General features: G+C 63.8%; 30 protein-coding genes. 4 read left to right on the forward strand and 26 right to left on the reverse strand.

Annotated elements, in window-relative coordinates; translation table 11 throughout:
* Window positions 1–67: 67 nt before the first annotated feature.
* Window positions 68–394 (reverse strand): iron donor protein CyaY, encoded by a 327-nt coding sequence (gene cyaY, locus ABFO07_RS00705; protein WP_059803082.1) that lies wholly within the window; start codon window positions 392–394, stop codon window positions 68–70.
* A gap of 36 nt (window positions 395–430) precedes the next feature.
* Between cyaY and lptM the strand changes: the two genes are divergently transcribed.
* Window positions 431–724 carry an LPS translocon maturation chaperone LptM gene (gene lptM / locus ABFO07_RS00710; RefSeq protein ID WP_059883737.1) on the forward strand — a complete coding sequence of 98 codons (294 nt, stop codon included), beginning with the start codon at window positions 431–433 and terminating at the stop codon, window positions 722–724.
* Between the two features lie 76 nt (window positions 725–800).
* Here lptM and msrQ read toward each other — a convergent pair whose 3' ends face one another.
* Together msrQ and msrP are read right to left on the reverse strand one after the other, a co-directional pair.
* A complete protein-coding gene (gene msrQ, locus ABFO07_RS00715; RefSeq protein ID WP_059883738.1) occupies window positions 801–1475 on the reverse strand; it encodes a protein-methionine-sulfoxide reductase heme-binding subunit MsrQ in 675 nt (224 codons plus the stop codon).
* 19 nt (window positions 1476–1494) lie between these two features.
* A complete protein-coding gene (gene msrP, locus ABFO07_RS00720; protein ID WP_060016991.1) occupies window positions 1495–2490 on the reverse strand; it encodes a protein-methionine-sulfoxide reductase catalytic subunit MsrP in 996 nt (331 codons plus the stop codon).
* Between msrP and ABFO07_RS00725 the strand changes: the two genes are divergently transcribed.
* Window positions 2489–2632 carry a hypothetical protein gene (locus tag ABFO07_RS00725; protein ID WP_155636129.1) on the forward strand — a complete coding sequence of 48 codons (144 nt, stop codon included), beginning with the start codon at window positions 2489–2491 and terminating at the stop codon, window positions 2630–2632. The two genes, msrP and ABFO07_RS00725, sit on opposite strands and share 2 nt — an antisense overlap.
* Window positions 2633–2653: 21 nt before the next feature.
* Here the strand turns inward: ABFO07_RS00725 and ccsB are convergent, their stop codons facing one another.
* From ccsB to ABFO07_RS00740, 3 genes are all read right to left on the reverse strand, one after another.
* Window positions 2654–3844: a c-type cytochrome biogenesis protein CcsB gene (ccsB, locus tag ABFO07_RS00730; RefSeq protein WP_059907793.1), complete on the reverse strand. Its 1191-nt coding sequence runs from the start codon at window positions 3842–3844 to the stop codon at window positions 2654–2656.
* Window positions 3845–3848: 4 nt separating this feature from the next.
* Window positions 3849–6059 (reverse strand): cytochrome c biogenesis protein ResB, encoded by a 2211-nt coding sequence (locus ABFO07_RS00735; protein WP_059996445.1) that lies wholly within the window; start codon window positions 6057–6059, stop codon window positions 3849–3851.
* 120 nt (window positions 6060–6179) lie between these two features.
* Window positions 6180–6833 (reverse strand): c-type cytochrome, encoded by a 654-nt coding sequence (locus tag ABFO07_RS00740; protein WP_060027752.1) that lies wholly within the window; start codon window positions 6831–6833, stop codon window positions 6180–6182.
* A gap of 214 nt (window positions 6834–7047) precedes the next feature.
* Between ABFO07_RS00740 and yihA the strand changes: the two genes are divergently transcribed.
* Both yihA and hemB read left to right on the forward strand, forming a co-directional pair.
* Complete coding sequence (yihA, locus tag ABFO07_RS00745) at window positions 7048–7707, forward strand: ribosome biogenesis GTP-binding protein YihA/YsxC (RefSeq protein WP_059883743.1); 660 nt, start codon at window positions 7048–7050, stop codon at window positions 7705–7707.
* 252 nt (window positions 7708–7959) lie between these two features.
* On the forward strand, window positions 7960–8958 hold the full coding sequence (hemB, locus tag ABFO07_RS00750; protein ID WP_059883744.1) for a porphobilinogen synthase: 999 nt from the start codon (window positions 7960–7962) through the stop codon (window positions 8956–8958).
* 90 nt (window positions 8959–9048) lie between these two features.
* On the opposite strand, the gene dsbD is transcribed toward hemB, so the two are convergent.
* The 20 genes from dsbD to rplN form a co-directional block, all read right to left on the reverse strand.
* Window positions 9049–10911, reverse strand: a complete 1863-nt coding sequence (gene dsbD, locus ABFO07_RS00755; protein WP_347468056.1) for a protein-disulfide reductase DsbD — start codon at window positions 10909–10911, stop codon at window positions 9049–9051.
* Window positions 10904–11230 carry a divalent-cation tolerance protein CutA gene (gene cutA, locus ABFO07_RS00760; protein WP_059558301.1) on the reverse strand — a complete coding sequence of 109 codons (327 nt, stop codon included), beginning with the start codon at window positions 11228–11230 and terminating at the stop codon, window positions 10904–10906. The genes dsbD and cutA overlap by 8 nt, the downstream gene beginning before the upstream one ends.
* A 173-nt stretch (window positions 11231–11403) precedes the next feature.
* A complete protein-coding gene (gene rplQ, locus ABFO07_RS00765) occupies window positions 11404–11799 on the reverse strand; it encodes a 50S ribosomal protein L17 (protein WP_059558298.1) in 396 nt (131 codons plus the stop codon).
* Window positions 11800–11936: 137 nt separating this feature from the next.
* Complete coding sequence (locus ABFO07_RS00770) at window positions 11937–12914, reverse strand: DNA-directed RNA polymerase subunit alpha (RefSeq protein ID WP_006765411.1); 978 nt, start codon at window positions 12912–12914, stop codon at window positions 11937–11939.
* A gap of 124 nt (window positions 12915–13038) precedes the next feature.
* Entirely contained in the window at window positions 13039–13662 is a 624-nt protein-coding gene (gene rpsD, locus ABFO07_RS00775) for a 30S ribosomal protein S4 (RefSeq protein WP_012362893.1), read from the reverse strand.
* Window positions 13663–13802: 140 nt separating this feature from the next.
* Window positions 13803–14204, reverse strand: a complete 402-nt coding sequence (gene rpsK / locus ABFO07_RS00780) for a 30S ribosomal protein S11 (RefSeq protein ID WP_010092939.1) — start codon at window positions 14202–14204, stop codon at window positions 13803–13805.
* 28 nt (window positions 14205–14232) lie between these two features.
* Entirely contained in the window at window positions 14233–14598 is a 366-nt protein-coding gene (gene rpsM / locus ABFO07_RS00785) for a 30S ribosomal protein S13 (protein ID WP_006400641.1), read from the reverse strand.
* Window positions 14599–14636: 38 nt separating this feature from the next.
* Window positions 14637–14753: a 50S ribosomal protein L36 gene (gene rpmJ, locus ABFO07_RS00790; RefSeq protein ID WP_004199844.1), complete on the reverse strand. Its 117-nt coding sequence runs from the start codon at window positions 14751–14753 to the stop codon at window positions 14637–14639.
* Between the two features lie 21 nt (window positions 14754–14774).
* Complete coding sequence (gene infA / locus ABFO07_RS00795) at window positions 14775–14993, reverse strand: translation initiation factor IF-1 (RefSeq protein WP_004521905.1); 219 nt, start codon at window positions 14991–14993, stop codon at window positions 14775–14777.
* A gap of 9 nt (window positions 14994–15002) precedes the next feature.
* Complete coding sequence (secY, locus tag ABFO07_RS00800) at window positions 15003–16352, reverse strand: preprotein translocase subunit SecY (RefSeq protein ID WP_026045042.1); 1350 nt, start codon at window positions 16350–16352, stop codon at window positions 15003–15005.
* 44 nt (window positions 16353–16396) lie between these two features.
* Window positions 16397–16831 (reverse strand): 50S ribosomal protein L15, encoded by a 435-nt coding sequence (gene rplO, locus ABFO07_RS00805; protein WP_006482880.1) that lies wholly within the window; start codon window positions 16829–16831, stop codon window positions 16397–16399.
* Window positions 16832–16857: 26 nt separating this feature from the next.
* The gene (gene rpmD, locus ABFO07_RS00810; RefSeq protein ID WP_006400644.1) at window positions 16858–17040 is read right to left on the reverse strand and encodes a 50S ribosomal protein L30; all 183 of its coding nucleotides are present in this window, start codon (window positions 17038–17040) and stop codon (window positions 16858–16860) included.
* A 15-nt stretch (window positions 17041–17055) separates the two neighbouring features.
* Window positions 17056–17574 carry a 30S ribosomal protein S5 gene (gene rpsE / locus ABFO07_RS00815; protein ID WP_006482895.1) on the reverse strand — a complete coding sequence of 173 codons (519 nt, stop codon included), beginning with the start codon at window positions 17572–17574 and terminating at the stop codon, window positions 17056–17058.
* A 14-nt stretch (window positions 17575–17588) separates the two neighbouring features.
* Window positions 17589–17954: a 50S ribosomal protein L18 gene (gene rplR, locus ABFO07_RS00820; RefSeq protein ID WP_006400645.1), complete on the reverse strand. Its 366-nt coding sequence runs from the start codon at window positions 17952–17954 to the stop codon at window positions 17589–17591.
* Window positions 17955–17966: 12 nt separating this feature from the next.
* The gene (gene rplF, locus ABFO07_RS00825; RefSeq protein ID WP_059558296.1) at window positions 17967–18497 is read right to left on the reverse strand and encodes a 50S ribosomal protein L6; all 531 of its coding nucleotides are present in this window, start codon (window positions 18495–18497) and stop codon (window positions 17967–17969) included.
* Window positions 18498–18515: 18 nt separating this feature from the next.
* Window positions 18516–18911 carry a 30S ribosomal protein S8 gene (rpsH, locus tag ABFO07_RS00830; protein ID WP_012734366.1) on the reverse strand — a complete coding sequence of 132 codons (396 nt, stop codon included), beginning with the start codon at window positions 18909–18911 and terminating at the stop codon, window positions 18516–18518.
* Between the two features lie 14 nt (window positions 18912–18925).
* Entirely contained in the window at window positions 18926–19231 is a 306-nt protein-coding gene (rpsN, locus tag ABFO07_RS00835) for a 30S ribosomal protein S14 (RefSeq protein ID WP_059558293.1), read from the reverse strand.
* A 7-nt stretch (window positions 19232–19238) separates the two neighbouring features.
* Window positions 19239–19778: a 50S ribosomal protein L5 gene (rplE, locus tag ABFO07_RS00840; RefSeq protein ID WP_006482882.1), complete on the reverse strand. Its 540-nt coding sequence runs from the start codon at window positions 19776–19778 to the stop codon at window positions 19239–19241.
* Between the two features lie 16 nt (window positions 19779–19794).
* Complete coding sequence (gene rplX / locus ABFO07_RS00845) at window positions 19795–20103, reverse strand: 50S ribosomal protein L24 (RefSeq protein ID WP_059558291.1); 309 nt, start codon at window positions 20101–20103, stop codon at window positions 19795–19797.
* 9 nt (window positions 20104–20112) lie between these two features.
* The gene (rplN, locus tag ABFO07_RS00850; RefSeq protein WP_004197951.1) at window positions 20113–20481 is read right to left on the reverse strand and encodes a 50S ribosomal protein L14; all 369 of its coding nucleotides are present in this window, start codon (window positions 20479–20481) and stop codon (window positions 20113–20115) included.
* Window positions 20482–20708 lie beyond the last annotated feature (227 nt).

Below are 20708 nucleotides of genomic sequence, written 5' to 3' on the forward strand. Positions count from 1 at the left end.
CGTTCCGCGCAGACACGAAAAAGCGGCCCGCGGGCCGCTTTTTCATTGATACGGCGGTTCGATCCGCTCAGGCGCTGAACGTGATCGGCATCCCCGCCTGCTGCGTCGCGTAGTCGCTGAGCGCCGAGAAGAATTCCGTGCCGGTGCGGGTGTCGCGCCACGCGCCGTCCACGTAGCGGTAATGGAAGCCGCCCGCCTTCGCGGCGATCCACACTTCCTTCATCGGCGGCTGCAGGTTGACGATGATCTTCGAGCCGTTCTCGAACGTCAGCGTCAGGACGCTGCCGTTGCGCTCCAGGTCGATGTCGTGATCGCCGTCGTTCGCGGCATCCACGGTACGCTCGACGGCCGCCAGCACGGCCTCGGCACGGGTCAGGTAATCGGTATCGGACATGCTAAACTCTATCGGTTCAATTGTTCAGGGACGATCATGCGAGTGGTTTTCCGGATGAGCGCGATTGTAGCGGCTTTGGCGATTCTTGCAGGCTGCGGTCAGCGCGGTCCGCTCTATCTGCCCAATGTGCCGCCGCTGCCGCCGAAGCCGATCGAGCAGCAGCAGGACGCGCCGCCTGCCGACGTCAAGCCGGACGACGAAACCGCTTCCTCGTCCGCCAGCATGCCCGATACGTCCGGCACGCCGCTGACGCTGTCGCCGGAGCTGTCGAGCGGCGCCTCATCGACGGGCAAGCCGGCGCCCGCCTCCGGCCCGGCGAGCGTGCAGTAACCCGCGCCGCGCACTGAGAAGGCGATGACCACACGGTCATCGCCTTTCTTTTTGGCGCGCAGCGAAGCGCGCCCCATCAGCCTCGCACGCGCCGCCATCCCCATGCGGCGAGGCGCCAGCCGAGCAGCGCCGCGACGATCGCCGCATACAGCTTCGGCTGCGCGAGATCGTGCTTGCCGGCCTTCATCCACCAGAAGTGCAGCACGCCGAACAGCGCGACCGCGTAGATCGTGCGATGCAGCGTCGCCCAGTGGCGCCCGAGCCTGCGCACCATCGCGCGCGGCGAAGTCGCGGCGAGCGGGATCAGCAACACGAACGCGGCAAAGCCGATGGTAATGAACGGCCGCTTGCCGACGTCCTTCAGGATCGCCGCCAGGTCGAACCACTTGTCGAACCAGAGGTAGGTCGTGAAGTGCAGCGTCGCGTAGAAAAACGCGAACAGGCCGAGCATCCGGCGCAAGCGCAGCAGCGCGGCGACGCCGGTCATCCGCCGCAGCGGCGTCACGCCGAGCGTGACGCACAGCATCACGAGCGTCCACAGGCCGGTCGAGCGCGTGACGAATTCGATCGGATTGGCGCCGAGGCGGTCAGTCAGGCCGAACAGCACGACGCGCGCGAGCGGATACAGGCCGGCCGCGAACACCAGTGCCCTGGCGGGTGCGAGCCAGCGCGGCGCGGCGTTGCGGACCCTGTCCGGTGGCCGTGCGGCGGCATCCGCGGCGCGCGCGGGCGTGAGCATCGAAGGGGGCATGTCGTTCCTCACCGGCGCGTCAGAAGTTCTTCTTCAGGTCCATGCCCTGATACATCGACGCGACGAACTCGCCATAGCCGTTGAACATCAGCGTCTTGCGCTTCGGCGTGAAGAAGCCGTCCTCGCCGATGCGCCGCTCGGTGGCCTGGCTCCAGCGCGGGTGGTCGACGGCCGGATTGACGTTCGAGTAGAAGCCGTACTCGTTCGGCGCGTAGGTGTGCCAGCTGGTCGGCGGCTGACGGTCGACGAAACGGATCTTCACGAGCGACTTCGCGCTCTTGAAGCCGTACTTCCACGGCACGACGATCCGCACCGGCGCGCCGTTCTGGTTCGGCAGCACCTGCCCGTAGACGCCCATCGTCAGCAGCGTCAGCGGATTCATCGCCTCGTCCATCCGCAGGCCCTCGGAATACGGCCAGTCGAGAATCGGCGTCGACAGGCCCGGCATCTGCGACGGGTCGGCGAGCGTGACGAACTGCACGTATTTCGCGTTACCGGTCGGCTGCACGCGTCGGATCAGCTCCGCCAACGGCACGCCGATCCACGGAATCACCATCGACCATCCCTCGACGCAGCGCAGCCGGTAGACGCGCTCCTCGAGCGGCGCGAGCTTCAGCAAATCGTCGAGGTCGAACACCTTCGGATGCTGCACCTCGCCCTCGACGCTCACGCGCCATGGGCGCGGCCGCAGCGTGCCGGCGTTCTGCGCCGGGTCGCCCTTGTCGGTGCCGAACTCGTAGAAATTGTTGTACGAGGTGATGTCCTTGAACGGCGTCACCTTGTCGGCCACGACGAATGTCGGATTGGTCTTCGCCGCCAGCTTCGCGGCCCTTGCGTCGGGCGACGCATACGCGGCGAACGCCGCGCCGCTGCCGCCCAGCAGGCCGCCCGCCGCCGCGATGCCGGCCGTCTGCAACACGCGCCGACGGTTCTCGAACACCGCGCGCGGCGTGATTTCGCTGCGCGCGATGTCGTCGCCGCGCAATGCGCCCCGGAAAGGACGTTTGATCCACATGCTGCTGTTCCTCCTTGCTGCGCGCGTGCCGACACGCGCTCATGAGCGTTCGATCCGGATCATCATGCGCCGTTCGCCGCACGCGCCGCCCGCTCGTTACAAAACAAAACCGCCGGGCACGCGAGTGCGCCGGCGGTATTGAGTCGGACGAGCGTCGGAAATCTTACAGCTTGCCGTAGCTATGCAGCCCGGACAGGAACATGTTGACCCCGAGGAACGCGAAGGTCGTGACGATCAGGCCCGTCAGCGCCCACCAGGCCGCGACCGTGCCGCGCAGGCCCTTCATCAGGCGCATGTGCAGCCACGCCGCGTAGTTCAGCCACACGATCAGCGCCCAGGTTTCCTTCGGATCCCAGCTCCAGTAGCCGCCCCACGCTTCGGCCGCCCACAGCGCGCCGAGGATCGTCGCGATCGTGAAGAACGCGAAGCCGACCGCGATCGACTTGTACATCACGTCGTCGAGCACCTCGAGCGCCGGCAGGCGATCGGCGAGCACGCCGCGCTCCTTCATCAGGTACGCGACCGACACCATCGCCGACAACGCGAAGCTGCCATAGCCGATGAAGTTCGCGGGCACGTGGATCTTCATCCACCAGCTCTGCAGGGCCGGCACGAGCGGCTGGATCTGCTGCGCGTCGCGCGCGATCGAGTACCACATCAGGAAACCGACCGCGGCGCTGATGATCAGCAGCACGAACGCGCCGAGCGCGCGCGTGCCGTAGTGGCCTTCGTAATACAGGTAGAGCAGCGCGGTGATCAGGCTGAACAGGACGAACACTTCATACAGGTTCGACACCGGGATATGGCCGACGTCGGCGCCGATCAGGTACGACTCGTACCAGCGCACCATCAACCCGGTGAAGCCCATCAGCACCGCGACCCAGGTGAGCTTCTGGCCGATCGCGCCGCCCGTCACCGAACGCGTCAGCGTGCCGATCCAGTAGAAGATCGTCGCGAGCACGAAGAGCGCGCTCATCCACAGGATCGCCGACTGGCTCGACAGGAAATACTTGAGGAAGAACGCCGAATCCGCGCGTGCCAGGTCGCCCTGGTAGATCTGGATCGACAGCAGCGACAGCGCCGCGATCGCCGCCATCAGCAGCCGGGCCGGCTTCCAGCGCCAGCCGAGCACGGCGAGCGCCGGCACGGTGCCGATCAGCACCGCCTTGTCGTAGTAATCCATGTGCGCGCTGTAGTGCACGAACGCATAGCCTGCGCCGAGCACGAGCGCGAGCGCGAACAGCCAGTCGAACGGCGACAGGCGCGCCAGGAACGGACGGTCGTCGAACAGCGGCGCCGGAATCGGGGCCTGAGCCGACACGTCGCGGGACGGGGAAACTTGAGTGAGATCCATGATGTTACCGGGTGGAATCCTCGGAACCGCCGCCAGCCGGCGGGCGGGAAGCCGACGCCGCACCGGCGGGCGCGGCATCGCGAGGTGCTGCGTGCAATGCGGCGCCGGCCGCGTCGCGCGTCTGCACGAATTCTTTCTCGAAATCGAAGGTCTTGCGGGCCGTGGACATCGCCATCACCACATCGACGCCGGGGCCGGCGTCCTTGAGCCAGAACCAGAGGCGCCGCTCGCGCACGTAGAACATCGCGAAGATGCCGGCAACGAGCAGCAGGCTGCCAAGATACACCAGATTCTTGCCCGGTGCGCGCGTCAGCTGAAATACCGAAGCTTGCACCTGCTTGAAGGAGTCGAGCTGCAGATAGACCGGCGAACCGTACAGGAAGCTGTCGGACAGCGCGTTGATCGAATTCTGCACGAACCGGATCGACTCCGCGCCCTGCTGGAGCGGCGCCTCGCCGGCGCGCGCGCGCGCGATCTGCCAGACCTCCCACATCGAGCCCTCGAGCATCCGCAGCAGCAGGCCGGCCGCCTTTTCCTGCTCGGCCTTCGGCACCGACCGATCGATGAACGTCGCGACGGCCTGGAAGCCGCCCACCGGCTGGCCGTCCGCGCCGCGCCCGACGCTGTCGTCGCTCGCCGCAAACAGGGTCAGCACCTTCGATGCGCTGTCCTGCAGGCGGCCGCGCAGCGACGCGTCGGTGCCCGGCAGCGAACGCTGCGCGAAGCGCGCGGCCGCATCCGCGCGCACCGCCGGATCTTCGAGCGCCGCGCGCAGGCGCATCCATTCGCCGATCGAATCCTGGCTGTCCGCCGGAATCCGCATGTAGCGGAACGGATCGTTCGGGCTCGCGCGCACGCCGGCGAGGAACACGCGCTCGCCGTTCATGTCGACGGGCAGCATGTAGTTGTTGAATTCGCGCGCCTGGCCGTCCTTGCCGCGCACCTTGTACTGCACCGACGGGCCGATGTTGTGCAGCTGCGTCGGCTTCGACGACTTCGCGCCCGAGCCGAGCCGCTCGTCGAACGCTTCCTTCAGCGTCGTGGTCTTCGCGACGCCGCGCACGTCCGGCTTGCCGTTCGCGTCGGCCATGTTCTCGACGTTGATCGCGCGGAAATCGGAGAATTCGATCGACTCGCCGTCGGCGCCCGGCATCTGCAGCGGCACCGAATTGCCGATCGCGCCCTGCACCGGGAACGGCTTCAGCGTGCTGCCCGTCATCGGGTAGGCGGTCATCTGCATCTGCGAGCCGCCATCCTGGAAGCTCGACTGGTAGATCGACACGCCCTTGTACGTGAACGGCTTGTTGACCTCCACGCGCGCCGGGATCTTCCGGCCCGTCTCGCGATCGATCACGACGATGTCGCTCGCGAACAGCTTCGGCATGCCCGTCGTGTAGTAGTCGACGATGAACTTGTTGAGCTGGATCGAGAACGGCAGGTCCTGGATCAGCGAGCCGTTCGGCTGGTTGAGGATCGCGGTCGACACGAACTGGCCTTCCGGCACCCACGCGTAGCCGCGGAACGTCGGGTTCGACGCGGACAGGCGATGGTCGGGCGAGATTTCGCTGATCGTCGCGCTCGTGTTGACGGGGCTCTTGCCGAACATCCACATCTGGAATTTGATCGGCAGGTTGCTGTCGAGCAGGCCGCCGACGCAGATCACGACGATCGCGAGGTGCGCGGAGATATAGCCGAACTTCGTCAACGCGCCGCGCTTCGCGGAAATCAGCGTCGCGCCGTCGGTCTCGCGCACGACGTGCTTGTAGCCGGCCTTCGTGACGAACGCGGCGAGCGTCGCGGTGGCCGCCGCGCGCGTGCCGCCCGCGGAATATTCGGCCTTGTGATGGAACGCGCGCAGGCTGCCTTCGCGGACCTTGTCCTTCCAGCTCTTCGCGTCGGCGAGCATCTTCGGCGCATTGCGGATCACGCACAGCGAGATCGACACGACGAGGAAGATCAGGATCAGCATGAACCACCAAGCGCTGTACACGTTGTACAGGCCGAGCGCGCGGAAGATGTCGGCCCAGAACGGCCCGAACTGGTTCACGTAATTCGGATACGGGTCATCCTGGGTCAGGACGGTGCCGACGATGCTCGCGATCGACAACACCACCAGCAGCGCGATCGCGAAGCGCATCGAGCTCAACAACTCGACCGCGCGCTTCGTGGCGCCCTGGCCCGACTTCGACTGCAACCCCGACGTGGTAACGCTCATTCAAACTCCGACTGACAACAAAAAAGGGCGGGCGGCCGCAACGCTGCGGCGCCCCACCCTTTTCTTGTTCTGACTCCGGCCGCCCTGCGGGCGCCCGGTCACTCCGTTCGCGACTGGCGCTCAGCGCAGCCCGGCGATGTAGTCCGCCACGGCCTTGATCTCGCTGTCCGACAGACGCACCGCGATCTGACGCATCGCCTCGTTGTTGTTGCGGGCGCCCGCTCCCTGCTGGAACGCCGTCAACTGGGCGACGGTGTAATCCGACCATTGCCCGGACAGGCGCGGATACTGGATCGGCAACCCCTGCCCCGTCGGCCCGTGGCAGCTCGCGCAGGCCGGCACGCCCTTCTCCGCGACGCCGCCGCGGTAGATCTTCTGGCCGAGCGGCACGGTGGCCGCGACGTGCGCGGTGCCGGGCTTCGTCGCCTGCGAACCGTAATACGCCGCGACGTTGCGCATGTCGTCCGTGCTCAACGCGCTCGCGAACCCGACCATCACGGGGTTGTTGCGCGCCGGCCCCTTCGCGCCCGGCTGCGCCTTGAAATCGTTCAGCTGCTTGACCAGATACTCGGGATGCTGGCCGGCGAGCTTCGGGAAACCGCCCGATGCGCTGTTGCCGTCGGCACCGTGACACGATGCGCAGACTTGCGCCGCGATCGCCTTGCCGCGGTCGAGATCCGGCTTTGCCGCATCCGCCGCCCTTGCCTCTGCTACGAAACCTACGAACCCTGCTGCAACCTGAAGCACCATCAGAGACTTGCACAGTCGATTCATTCGCACACCCTGTTTCGTCTTGTGGGAATTTGAGGTTCTGCAAAAAACGACGGCGATCAGTCTACCGCAGAAGCCGCACTAGCGCGCGAGGCAGGCGCCCGGAGGCCTTCGGCAAAACCGCCGTATTGTACAATATCGCGCTGAAAGCCCCCGCGCCTATCGGGGCTACCCCGCCTCCACCAAGCGGCTCGCGCCGCCCGTCCCATCGGTTCCCATGGCCTTTCTGCTCCATCAAGCCCGCTTCTACACGACCGTCAACCACCTGCGCGACCTGCCGCCGACGGTGCAGCCGGAAGTCGCGTTCGCGGGCCGCTCGAACGCCGGCAAATCGACGGCGATCAACGTGCTGTGCAACCAGAAGCGGCTCGCGTTCGCGTCAAAGACGCCCGGCCGCACGCAGCACATCAACTATTTTTCGGTCGGCCCGGCCGACGAACCCGTCGCGAATCTCGTCGACCTGCCCGGCTACGGCTACGCGGAAGTGCCCGGCGCCGCCAAGGCGCACTGGGAGATGCTGCTGTCGAGCTACCTCGCGACCCGTTCGCAGCTCTGCGGCCTGATCCTGATGATGGATTCGCGCCGCCCGCTGACCGACCTCGACCGCCGCATGATCGAGTGGTTCGCGCCGACCGGCAAGCCGATCCACACGCTGCTGACCAAATGCGACAAATTGACGCGGCAGGAAAGCATCAATGCACTGCGGACGACGCAAAAGGGGCTCGATGCGTATCGCGACTCGGGCGTGGAAGGCAAGCTGACCGTCCAGCTGTTCTCGGCGCTCAAGCGCACGGGGCTCGACGAGGCCCATGCGCTGATCGAGAGCTGGGTGCGGCCGTCCGTCGCCGACGCGAAAGACGAGCCTGTAGCAAAATGATCGGGCAACGCGCGGCCGGGATCGGCGGCGCGCACCTGACGGCGCCTGCGATTCGGCCGGCTCATAAAAAAACCCGCCGTTTAACGGCGGGTCAAACAGCCTAATCGAATAACGACAGGCACCCGCTCAGGGAGGAGAAGCGGGGAGCATCGCGCCAGGCGCGACACTCGATCGCTATCATATACCAACGCTCCAGAAAATAACCTAAGGGTTCCGTAAGGCCCTTACTGCCCTGATTTCTGCCAAATTGCCATGAGCTTCCATCCGCTTCATCGTCCGCGCCGGATGCGCCGCGACGACTTCTCCCGCCGCCTGATGCGCGAAAACCATCTGACCACCGACGACCTGATCTACCCGGTCTTCGTCGTCGACGGCACGAACGAGCGCCAGCCGGTGCCGTCGATGCCGGGCGTCGAGCGCGTGTCGGTCGACCTGCTGATGCACGTCGCCGAGCAGTGCGTCGAGCTGGGCGTGCCCGTGCTGTCGCTGTTCCCGGCCATCGATCCGTCGCTGAAGACGCCCGACGGCCGCGAGGCGGCCAACCCCGAAGGCCTGATCCCGCGCGCGGTGCGCGAGCTGAAGAAGCGCTTCCCGGAGCTCGGCGTGCTGACCGACGTCGCGCTGGATCCGTACACGAGCCATGGCCAGGACGGCGTGCTCGACGAAAACGGCTACGTGATCAACGACGACACCATCGAGATCCTGATCGAGCAGGCGCGTGCGCAGGCCGAGGCCGGCGTCGACATCGTCGCGCCGTCGGACATGATGGACGGCCGCATCGGCGCGATCCGCGAGATGCTCGAAAGCGACGGCCACATCCACACGCGCATCATGGCTTATTCGGCCAAGTTCGCGTCGGCGTTCTACGGCCCGTTCCGCGACGCGGTCGGCTCGGCGGCCAATCTGGGCAAGAGCAACAAGATGACCTACCAGATGGATCCGGCGAACAGCGACGAGGCGCTGCGCGAAGTGCGCCTCGACATCGACGAAGGCGCGGATATGGTGATGGTCAAGCCCGGCATGCCGTACCTCGATATCGTGCGCCGCGTGAAGGACGAGTTCCGCTTCCCGACCTACGTGTACCAGGTGAGCGGCGAATACGCGATGCTGAAGGCCGCCGCGATGAACGGCTGGCTCGATCACGACAAGGTCGTGCTCGAATCGCTGCTCGCGTTCAAGCGGGCCGGCGCCGACGGCGTGCTGACGTATTTCGCGCTCGATGCCGCGCGCCTGCTGAAAGCGCAGCGCTGATCCGCGCCCCCTGCGCGCAAAGCAAAACGGCGACGCACTTCGGTGCGTCGCCGTTTTTTCTTGCAGGTTGGTTGCGCGACCGGCGTGCGCTCAGACCGTCGGCACCGCCGCGCGATCGAGGCTGCGCAGGAACGTCTCAGCGGCCTGGTAACCGACCACGCGGCCGATTTCGTTGCCGTTGCGGTCGAAGAAGATGATCCCGGGCGGGCCAAACAGGTTGAAGCGCTTGAGCAGCGCCTGGTCAGCCGGGTTGTTCGCGGTGACGTCCGCGCGCACCAGGTGCAGCTGCGCCAGCCTCGCCTGTACGCGCGCATCGGTAAAGGTCAGATGCTCCATCTCCTTGCAGCTCACGCACCAGTCGGCGTAGAAATCGAGCATCACGGGCCGGCTCGCCGTCTTCAGCAGCGTATCGAGCTCGGCATTTGACCCCACCGAGGCAAATACCGGGCCTTCCTGCGTGGCCGGCGCGCCGGCGGCGGCCGAACCCGCGACGGATGCGGTCGTGCGCGCGGCGAGCACCGCGAGCGGCTTGACCGGGTCGGTCGACCCCGCCGCGAGCCCAACCAGCAGCGTCGCCGCCCAGATCGCCAGCGCGGCGCCGAGCCCGCGCCCGAGGCGCCGCCAGATCGACGGTGCGCCCGCATGCGGCGAGAACAGGCCAAGCGCGGCAGCCGCGACGAGCAGCCACAACGCCGCCAGCATCATCCTGAACGCACCGCCGAGCACCGGCCAGACGATCCACAGCGCGGCCGCAAGCAGCACGATGCCGAAGAACACCTTCACGCCGTCCATCCACATGCCCGCGCGCGGCAGCAGCGCGCCCGCGCCGACGCCGACGACCAGCAGCGGCACGCCGAGCCCCAGCCCCATCGCGAACAACGCCGCGCCGCCGAGCAGCGCGTTGCCGGTATGCGCGATGAACGCGAGCACCGCGAACAGCGGCGCCGTCATGCAAGCGCCGACGACGAGCGCGGACAGTGCGCCCATCGCGGCAACTGCCGCGAAGTGGCCGCCCTTGCGGCCGCTCGACGCGCTGGCCGCGCCGTTTTGCCAGCGCTGCGGCAAGGCGATGTCGATGCCGGAAATCAACGATGCCGCGAACACCGTCAACAGCACGCCGAAGCTGCCCAGCACCCACGGGTTCTGCAGCCATGCCCCGAGACCCTGCCCGACCAGTGCCGCGGCGATGCCGAGCACGGTATAGACGAGCGCCATGCCGAGCACGTAGGTCAGCGACAGCGCGAAGCCGCGCGTGTGCGTCGCGCGGGTGCCCTGGCCGATGATGATCGCCGACACGATCGGAATCATCGGATAGGAGCAGGGCAGCAGGCTCAGCACAACGCCCGCCACGAAATACAGCGCGACGATCGTGAGGAAGCCCTGGCCTTCGAGCAAGGATTGCGCGTAGTCGGCGCTGGTGACCTTGTCGAACCAGCTGCCGGCCGCCGCCTCGCCGCGGGACGGCGCCGCCGTCGAGGTCGCCGCACCCAGCGCGTCGCCGCTGACTTTCACGACATGCTCGGCGGGCGGATAGCAGATGCCTTCGTCCGCGCAGCCTTGCGACGTCACCGCGAGCTCAAATGGCCCGGACGCCTGCTTGACGGGCACGTGGATCACGACCTCGCCGCGGTAGGTCTCGAGGTTCTTCTGGAAGGTCTGGTCGAATTTCACATGGCCGGCCGGCAACTGCGGCTCGCCGAGCGTCGCCTGGCCGCTCTTGACTGCGAACGCGAACCGCTCGCGGTACAGGTAATAGCCGTCCGCGACCTTGAAGCGCACGTCGACCCGCCCCGGCGACTCGCTGGCGCTGAACTTGAACGCGACCGACGGATCGAGGAAATCGTCCGCCGCCCGGGCGAGCGACATGCCGCCGAGCGCGAACGCGAGCGACAGCAGGAACGCGAGGAACCGCAGCACGGGGAAGCGCAAGCGAGGAGCCATACCGTTAAACATGAAATAGACGTTGAGTTTCGCCGGTCACCCACTGGCCGTATGCCGGCGACGCCGCGGCCTGCCAGGAGACGATTTCCGGCGTGTCGTACGGGTGATGCGACTGAATGAATCGCTCCAGCTCGAGCGCGCGCATCGGGCTCGTCTTGAACAGGAGCTGGATCTCGCGGGCCGTTTCGACCTTGCCCTGCCAGTGATAGCGCGACTTGATCGCACCGAGTTCCGACACGCAGGCGGCGAGCCGCGCGGCCAGCGCGCCGTCGGCGAGCGCGTCGGCGGTCGCCGCATCCGGCACCGTCGTCAGCATCAGCACCACGACCATACGCGTCCCCCCAGATTCGTTCACCGGCGTGTTGCCTCGTATCGTAGCGCACCCTGTGAGACGGTGCCGGCGAGCCGGACTGCGACAATCGATCGCATCCCGATGGCACCCCAAAAGCAAAAAGGGCCAAGCATTCGCTTAGCCCTTCTTGTTACTGCCACGTACGGGGAAGCTTATTCAGCTTCTTGCACGTTTTCCGTTTCCTCGACTTCCGGACGATCCAGCAGCTCGACCAGTGCCATCGGTGCGTTGTCGCCGACGCGGAAGCCGAACTTCAGGATGCGCAGGTAGCCGCCCGGACGATTCGCGAAACGCGGGCCGAGCACGTCGAACAGCTTCGTGACCGAGTCACGATCGCGCAGGCGGTTGAATGCCAGGCGACGGTTTGCGAGCGACGGCTTCTTGCCGAGCGTGATCAGCGGCTCGACGACCTTACGGAGTTCCTTCGCCTTCGGCAGCGTCGTCTTGATGACTTCGTGCTCGATCAGCGAGTTGGACATGTTACGGAGCATTGCCAGACGGTGGCTGCTCGTGCGGTTCAGTTTCCGCAGACCATGACGATGGCGCATTTCAGTTTCCTTGATTCAAAGTTTTGATCCAGCTCTTCTATCGCACCCGAAGGGGCGCACGGGCCGGTAACGAAAAAAGCAAGATGCGGATTTTAAAGGAAAATCCGCATCTTTGCCAACTTCAGCTACAGCCGGGCTTACTTGTCGAGACCAGCCGGCGGCCAGTTCTCGAGCTTCATGCCCAGCGTGAGACCGCGCGAAGCGAGCACTTCCTTGATCTCGTTGAGCGACTTGCGACCGAGGTTCGGCGTCTTCAGCAGCTCGTTTTCCGTGCGCTGGATCAGGTCGCCGATGTAGTAGATGTTCTCGGCCTTCAGGCAGTTCGCCGAACGGACCGTCAGCTCGAGATCGTCCACCGGACGCAGCAGGATCGGGTCGATCTGCGGCGCGCGCGACGGAGCCTCGGCAGCCGTTTCCGTGCCTTCCAGCGCCGCGAACACGGACAGCTGGTCGACCAGGATGCGTGCCGACTGGCGGATCGCTTCTTCCGGCGTGATCACGCCGCTCGTTTCGATGTTCATCACGAGCTTGTCGAGGTCGGTACGCTGCTCGACACGTGCGCTTTCGACTGCGTAGCTCACGCGGCGAACCGGCGAGAACGATGCGTCGAGCACGATGCGGCCGATGATCTTGGCCGTATCTTCGCCGTAGCGGCGAACGTTGCCCGGCACGTAGCCACGGCCCTTCTCGATCTTGATCTGAACGTCGAGCTTGCCGCCCTTCGACAGATGCGCGATCACGTGATTCGGGTTGATGACTTCGCAATCGTGCGCCAGCTCGATATCGCCGGCCGTGACGACGCCTTCGCCTTCCTTGCGCAGGGTCACCGTCACTTCGTCGCGGTTGTGCAGCTTGAACACCACGCCCTTCAGGTTCAGCAGCAGGTTGACGACGTCCTCTTGCACACCATCAAGCGTCGAATACTCGTGCACCACGCCCGCGATCGTCACTTCGGTCGGCGCGTAGCCCACCATCGACGACAGCAGCACGCGGCGGAGCGCATTGCCCAAGGTGTGGCCGTAGCCGCGCTCGAACGGCTCCATGACCACCTTCGCGTGGTTCTCGCCCAGCGATTCCACGGCGATGATCTTGGGTTTCAACAAACTGGTTTGCATAGGTTTTCCTTTTCAATACCCTCGGCTCGTTACACCGATAAGGCTGACCGGTAACACCCTGAAAATAAACAGCCGAGGCCCCTCCTTGCGGAACGCAATCGGGGTACCTCGGCTGTCAATCGGATTAACGCGAGTACAATTCGACGATCAGGCTTTCGTTGATGTCGCCGGCGATGTCGGCGCGCTCCGGCATTTGCTTGAACGTACCTTCGAACTTCTTCGCATCGACTGCAACCCAGCTCGGCATGCCGCCTTGCTCGGCCAGCGACAGCGCTTCGACGATACGCGCCTGCTTCTTCGCCTTTTCACGGATCGCGACCACGTCGCCAGCCTTCACTTGCTGCGACGGGACGTTTGCGACGACGCCGTTCACGGTGATCGACTTGTGGCTCACCAGCTGACGCGCTTCAGCGCGGGTCGAGCCGAAGCCCATGCGGTACACGACGTTGTCGAGGCGCGACTCAAGCAGTTGCAGCAGGTTTTCACCCGTGTTGCCCTTGCGGCGGTCGGCTTCAGCGAAGTAGCGGCGGAACTGACGCTCCAGCACGCCATAGATGCGCTTGACCTTCTGCTTCTCACGCAGCTGCGTGCCGTAGTCGGACGTACGGGCGCCCGAGGTACGGCCGTGCTGGCCCGGCTTGCTGTCGAGCTTGCACTTGTCTGCGAGCGAGCGACGCGCGCTCTTCAGGAAGAGGTCGGTGCCTTCACGGCGGGACAGCTTGGCCTTAGGGCCGATATAACGTGCCACTTTGCATTCCTTTATCAATCAGTCACGCGAACCGAAATCCGCGCTAGTTCGCGCCCTTTGGGGCGAACGGTGGGCTTAGTCAATCAAAAAAGCACAGCCCGTCGACGCTAAGCGGCGACAGGCATTGCGCCAACGCATCGTTAGATGCGGCGACGCTTCGGCGGACGGCAGCCGTTGTGCGGAACCGGAGTGACGTCCGAAATCGCGGTGATCTTGATGCCGAGGCCGTGCAGTGCGCGCACTGCCGACTCGCGACCCGGGCCCGGGCCCTTGATCCGCACTTCCAGATTCTTCACGCCGTATTCCATCGCCACGCGACCGGCCGACTCAGCAGCAACCTGAGCAGCGAACGGCGTCGACTTGCGCGAGCCCTTGAAGCCCTGGCCGCCCGACGTCGCCCACGCCAGGGCATTGCCTTGGCGATCGGTGATCGTGATGATCGTGTTGTTGAACGACGCGTGAACGTGAACCACGCCTTCAGCGACGTTCTTCTTGACCTTCTTGCGAACGCGTTGCGCCGCGGTGTTCGAAGCCTTAGCCATTACGTTTTCCTGTAACTGTCAGTTCCGCTTACTTCTTCAGCGCTTGCGCTGCACGACGCGGACCCTTGCGAGTACGTGCGTTCGTACGCGTACGCTGACCGCGCATCGGCAGACCCTTGCGATGACGAACGCCGCGGTAGCAGCCGAGATCCATCAGGCGCTTGATGTTCATCGTCACTTCACGGCGCAGATCGCCTTCGACGACAAACTTGCCCACTTCTTCACGCAGCTTTTCCAGGTCTGCGTCGGTCAGATCCTTGACCTTCTTCGAAAAATCGACGCCAGCTGCCACGCAGATGCTGCGCGAACGGGTGCGGCCGATACCAAAGATAGCCGTCAGGCCGATCTCGGTATGCTGGTGATTCGGGATGTTAACCCCTGCGATACGAGCCATTGTTTTTCCTCAAACAAAAAGCGCAAACAAACGCGCGGTCAGCCTTGGCGCTGCTTGTGGCGCGGATCCGAGCTGCAGATCACGCGAACGACGCCTTTGCGCTTGATGATCTTGCAATTGCGGCAAATGCGCTTAACCGATGCCATCACTTTCATGATATTACCCTTTTTTCCAAATCACTTCGCCCGGAACACGATCCGCGCACGCGACAGATCGTAAGGCGTCAATTCAACCGTCACCTTGTCGCCCGGGAGGATGCGGATGTAGTGCATCCGCATCTTTCCGGAGATATGCCCCAACACGACATGGCCGTTTTCCAGCTTCACGCGGAAGGTCGCATTCGGAAGGTTTTCGATCACCTCACCCTGCATCTGGATTACATCGTCCTTGGCCATAGGTCCTTTTTAACGCATTGGGATGTTGCCGCCCTTGAAGTTTGCCTTCTTGAGCAGCGACTCATACTGTTGCGACATAACGTACGACTGCACCTGCGCCATGAAGTCCATCGTGACGACGACAATGATCAGCAGCGACGTTCCACCAAAATAAAACGGCACATTCCAGCGCAGCACCAGGAATTCCGGCAGCAGACACACGAAGACGATGTAGATCGCACCGGCCAGCGTCAGACGCGTGAGGATGCGGTCGATATATCGTGCGGTCTGCTCACCCGGACGGATGCCCGGCACGAACGCGCCGCTCTTCTTCAGGTTGTCCGCCGTTTCCCTGCTGTTGAACACCAGCGCGGTGTAGAAGAAGCAGAAAAACACGATTGCCAGCGTGTACAGCAGCACGTAGACCGGCTGACCCGGCTTCAGCGCCTCCGCCACGTTATGCAGCGTGTTGGAGAACCAGCTCCCCGACGGCTGCCCCGTGCTGAACCAGCCGAGAATCGTTGCCGGGAACAGGATGATCGACGATGCGAAGATCGGCGGAATCACGCCCGACATGTTCAGCTTCAGCGGCAGGTGGGACGACTGCCCGCCGTAGATCTTGTTGCCGACCTGACGCTTTGCATAGTTCACGAGGATCTTGCGCTGACCGCGTTCGATGAACACGACCAGGTAAGTCACCGCGGCAATCAGAACGACGATGATGATCGCCGAAATGATGCTCATCGAACCCGTACGCACCAGCTCGAACAACCCACCGACGGCATTCGGGAACCCTGCTGCAATCCCGCCGAAGATGATGATCGAGATACCGTTGCCCAGACCGCGCTCGGTGATCTGCTCACCCAGCCACATCAGGAACATCGTGCCGGTCACCAGCGTCACGACCGTGGTCAGCCGGAACAGCATGCCGGGATCGGTGACGAGGCCCGGCTGGTTTTCCAGCGCAGCCGCGATACCGAACGCCTGGAAGGTCGCGAGCACCACGGTGAAATACCGCGTGTACTGCGTGATCTTCCGTTGCCCTGCCTGCCCTTCCTTCTTCAGCGCCTCGAGCTGCGGCGAGACGATCGCCAACAGCTGCATGATGATCGACGCCGAGATGTACGGCATGATCCCCAGCGCGAAGATCGTGAAGCGGGAAAGCGCGCCACCCGAGAACATGTTGAACATGCCAAGGATGCCGCCCGCCTGGCTCTGGAACAGCTTCGCCAGTTGATCCGGATCGATGCCCGGCACGGGGATGTGCGCGCCGATGCGATAGACGATCAGCGCCAGGAGCAAGAACATCGCTCGCCGGCGCAGATCGCCGAACTTCGCCGTGCTTCGACCGGGTTTTGCAAGACTCGGGCTGTTAGCCAAGTACCTTCTCCGATGCAAATGCTAGTGACGACGCGCTAGGCGTGTCACTCGGCAAACGAACCGCCAGCCGCTTCGATCGCTGCGCGCGCACCCTTGGTGGCGCCGAGACCCTTCACGACGATCTTGCGCTTCAGTTCGCCCGTCGCGATGATCTTCGCGCTCTTCGTCAGCTCGCCGACCAGGCCGGCTTGCTTCAGTGCGAGCAGATCGATTTCGTCGACCGGCAGCTTCTCGAGGTCGCCCAGGCGCACTTCACCGACGAATTCCTTCGTCAGCGACGTGAAGCCGCGCTTCGGCAGACGACGTTGCAGCGGCATCTGACCGCCTTCGAAACCGACTTTGTGGAAGCCGCCCGAACGCGATTTCTGACCCTTGTGACCACGGCCAGCCGTCTTGCCGAGGCCCGAACCGATGCCACGGCCGACGCGACGCTTGGCGTGCTTGGCGCCGGCTGCCGGCTTCAGGTTATTCAATTCCATATCAACTCCTTGATCCGTAGGGCCGCTTACGCGATGACCTTAACGAGGTACGAGACCTTGTTGATCATGCCGCGGACCGCCGGCGTGTCCTGCAGCTCGCTGACCGAGTTGAGTCGGCGCAGGCCCAGGCCACGCACGGTCGCGCGGTGCGATTCGCGGGTCCCGATCAGGCTCTTGACGAGCTGAACCTTGACAGTTTTTTCAGACATGGTGACCACCCGGGCTTAGCCCAAAATTTCTTCGACGGACTTGCCGCGCTTCGCCGCGATGTCTGCCGGGGTCGACTGCTTGCGCAGGCCGTCCAGCGTGGCGCGAACGAGGTTGTACGGGTTCGTCGAACCGTGGCTCTTCGCCACGACGTTCTGAACGCCCATCACGTCGAACACTGCGCGCATCGGGCCGCCGGCGATCACACCGGTACCTGCCTTCGCCGGAGCGAGGAGGACTGCCGATGCGCCGTGCTTGCCGTGCACTTCGTGTTGCAGCGTACCGTTCTTGAGCGGCACCTTGAACATGTTGCGGCGAGCTTGTTCCATTGCCTTCTGGACAGCGACCGGCACTTCCTTCGCCTTGCCCTTGCCCATACCGATGCGGCCATCACCATCGCCAACCACGGTCAGTGCGGCGAAGCCGAGAATACGGCCACCCTTCACGACCTTGGTCACGCGGTTGACCGAAATCATCTTTTCACGAAGGCCGTCGTCGCGCTCGTCAGCCTGAACTTTCGCTTGCATCTTTGCCATGACGAATTCCTTCCTTAGAACTTGAGCCCAGCTTCGCGAGCTGCCTCAGCCAGCGCCTTCACGCGGCCGTGGTAGCGGAAGCCCGAGCGGTCGAAGGCGACGGATTCGATGCCGGCGGCCTTGGCCTTCTCGGCAATACGCTTGCCGATCAGCGTCGCAGCAGCAACGTTGCCACCCTTGCCCGACTTGTCGGCGAGCTCAGCGCGCACTTCCGCCTCGAGCGTCGACGCGCTGGCGAGCACCTTGGTGCCGCAGGGCGAGAACACTTGAGCGTAGATGTGCGTATTCGTGCGATGCACGGCGAGACGCGCGACCTGCAGCTCAGCGATCTTGATACGCGTCTGGCGAGCGCGGCGCAGGCGAGATTGAGTCTTATCCATGATTGCGCACCCTTACTTCTTCTTCGTTTCTTTGAGGATCACAACCTCGTCGGAATAGCGCACGCCCTTGCCCTTGTAGGGCTCCGGCGGACGGTAACCGCGGACTTCCGCAGCCACTTGACCGACTTGTTGCTTGTTGATCCCCTTGATCACGATTTCGGTTTGCGTCGGGGTTTCGGCCTTGACGCCTTCCGGCATCTGGTGCACCACCGGGTGCGAGAAACCCAGCGACAGGTTCAGCTTGTCGCCTTGCGCTTGCGCACGATAACCGACGCCAACCAGCGTCAGCTTGCGCTCGAAACCCTTGGTCACGCCGTGCACGGCATTCGCGATGATCGCGCGCATCGTGCCCGACAGTGCATTTGCTTCGCGGCTTTCGTCCGCCGGCGACAGGTTCAGCGTGCCGTCGTTGTTCGCCACGTTCACGAGCGGATTGATCGCTTGCGTGATGGTGCCCAGCGGGCCCTTGACGGTGATCGCACCGTCGGCCAGCTTGACTTCCGCGCCTTGCAGCGCGATCGGGCTCTTACCTACTCGAGACATGTTTCTCTCTCCTCGGCTTTAAGCGACGTAGCAGATGACTTCACCGCCGACGCCCGTAGCGCGCGCCTTGCGGTCGGTCATCACGCCCTTCGGCGTCGACACGATTGCCACGCCGAGGCCGTTCATGACCTGCGGAATGTCGTTACGGCCGCGGTACACGCGCAGGCCCGGCTTCGACACGCGCTCGAGGCGCTCGATGACCGGACGACCAGCGTAGTACTTCAGCGCGATGTTCAGCTCAGCCTTCGCGCCTTCGGTCTTCACCGCGAAATCGTCGATATAACCTTCGTCCTTCAGGACTTGCGCGATTGCAACCTTGACCTTCGACGAGGGCATCGCGACCGATACCTTCTCGACCATCTGCGCGTTGCGGATGCGAGTCAGCATATCGGCGATAGGATCACTCATGCTCATTTACGTTTCTCCTATTACCAGCTCGCCTTGGTCAGGCCAGGAATCTCGCCACGGAATGCGATTTCACGAATCTTGTTACGCGCGAGGCCGAATTTACGGAACGTGCCACGCGGACGGCCCGTGATCGCGCAGCGGTTGCGCTGGCGGGTCGGGTTTGCGTTGCGGGGCAGTTGCTGCAGCTCAAGGCGTGCTTCGTAGCGCTCTTCGTCCGACTTGCTTTGGTCTTCGATGATCGCCTTCAGCGCTTCGCGCTTTGCTGCGAACTTCGCGACCAGGCGGGCGCGCTTCTTTTCACGTTCGATCAGTGCCAGTTTAGCCACGGTAACCTCAGTTTCTGAACGGGAACTTGAAGCTGGCGAGCAGTGCCTTTGCTTCGTCGTCGGTCTTCGCGGTCGTCGTGATGCTGATGTTCAGCCCACGCAGCGCGTCGATCTTGTCGTAATCGATTTCGGGGAAAATGATCTGCTCTTTCACACCGATGTTGTAGTTGCCGCGGCCATCGAAAGCACGGCCCGACACACCGCGGAAGTCTCGCACGCGGGGCAGGGCGACGGTCACGAAGCGGTCGAGGAATTCGTACATCGCGCGGCCGCGCAGCGTCACCATCGCGCCGATCGGGTAGCCCTGGCGGATCTTGAAGCCTGCGATTGCCTTGCGTGCCTTCGTCACGACCGGCTTCTGACCAGCGATCTTCGTGAGGTCGCCAACGGCGTTCTCGATGATCTTCTTGTCAGCGATCGCTTCGCCAAGACCCATGTTCAGCGTGATCTTGGTGATGCGCGGCACTTCCATGACCGACTTGTAACCGAACTTCTCGATCAGGCCGGGCACAACCTTTTCTTTGTAAAACTCTTGAAAACGAGCCATTTTTTACTCCGCTGCGTCAGGCGCTCAGTACGGCACCGGTCGTCTTCAGGAAGCGAACCTTCTTGCCTTCCTCGACCTTGATGCCAACACGCGACGCCTTGCCATTCGCGTCGACCAGTGCGACGTTCGAAATATGCAGGGGCATCGTCTTCGCTTCCACGCCACCCGTCGTACCCTTCATCGGGTTGGGCTTCACATGCTTCTTGACGAGGTTGATACCTTCAACCGTCACATGCTCGGCACCGACGGCCAGCACGACACCGCGCTTGCCCTTGTCCTTGCCGGTGATGACGATCACTTCGTCACCCTTGCGAATCTTGTTCATCGCGACTCCTTACAGCACTTCCGGCGCCAGCGAAACGATCTTCATGAATCGTTCGCTACGCAGCTCACGCGTGACCGGCCCGAAGATACGGGTGCCGATCGGCTCGAGCTTGTTATTCAAAAGCACAGCGGCGTTGCCGTCGAACTTGATCAGCGAGCCGTCTTGACGGCGAACGCCCTTGGCGGTGCGGACCACCACGGCGTTGTAGATTTCGCCTTTCTTCACACGCCCGCGCGGCGTTGCCTCTTTGACGCTCACCTTGATGATGTCGCCAATGCTGGCATAACGACGCTTCGAGCCGCCGAGCACCTTGATGCACATGACTTCACGTGCACCCGTGTTGTCGGCTACTTCAAGCCGAGATTCGGTCTGGATCATGGTTTGTCTTTCCCAACTTAATCCGGATGCACCACCATGATGCATTCGGTCAGTCTTGGTCCCGTCAGCCAATCGGCTGCTTGGGTTGGAACAGCAGCGACGGCAAACGAAACCCGCCATCGCAATTCGGTGAATCTTTCGGACAGGCTGGCGCCAGTCCGCTTCCCCCACCAACTTCGCCCGCGACGGGGCTCCCATAAAGAGGGAAGACCGGGATTATAACAAAT

The sequence above is a fragment of the Burkholderia stagnalis genome (genome assembly GCF_039848545.1).
Classification (GTDB): Bacteria; Pseudomonadota; Gammaproteobacteria; order Burkholderiales; family Burkholderiaceae; genus Burkholderia; species Burkholderia stagnalis.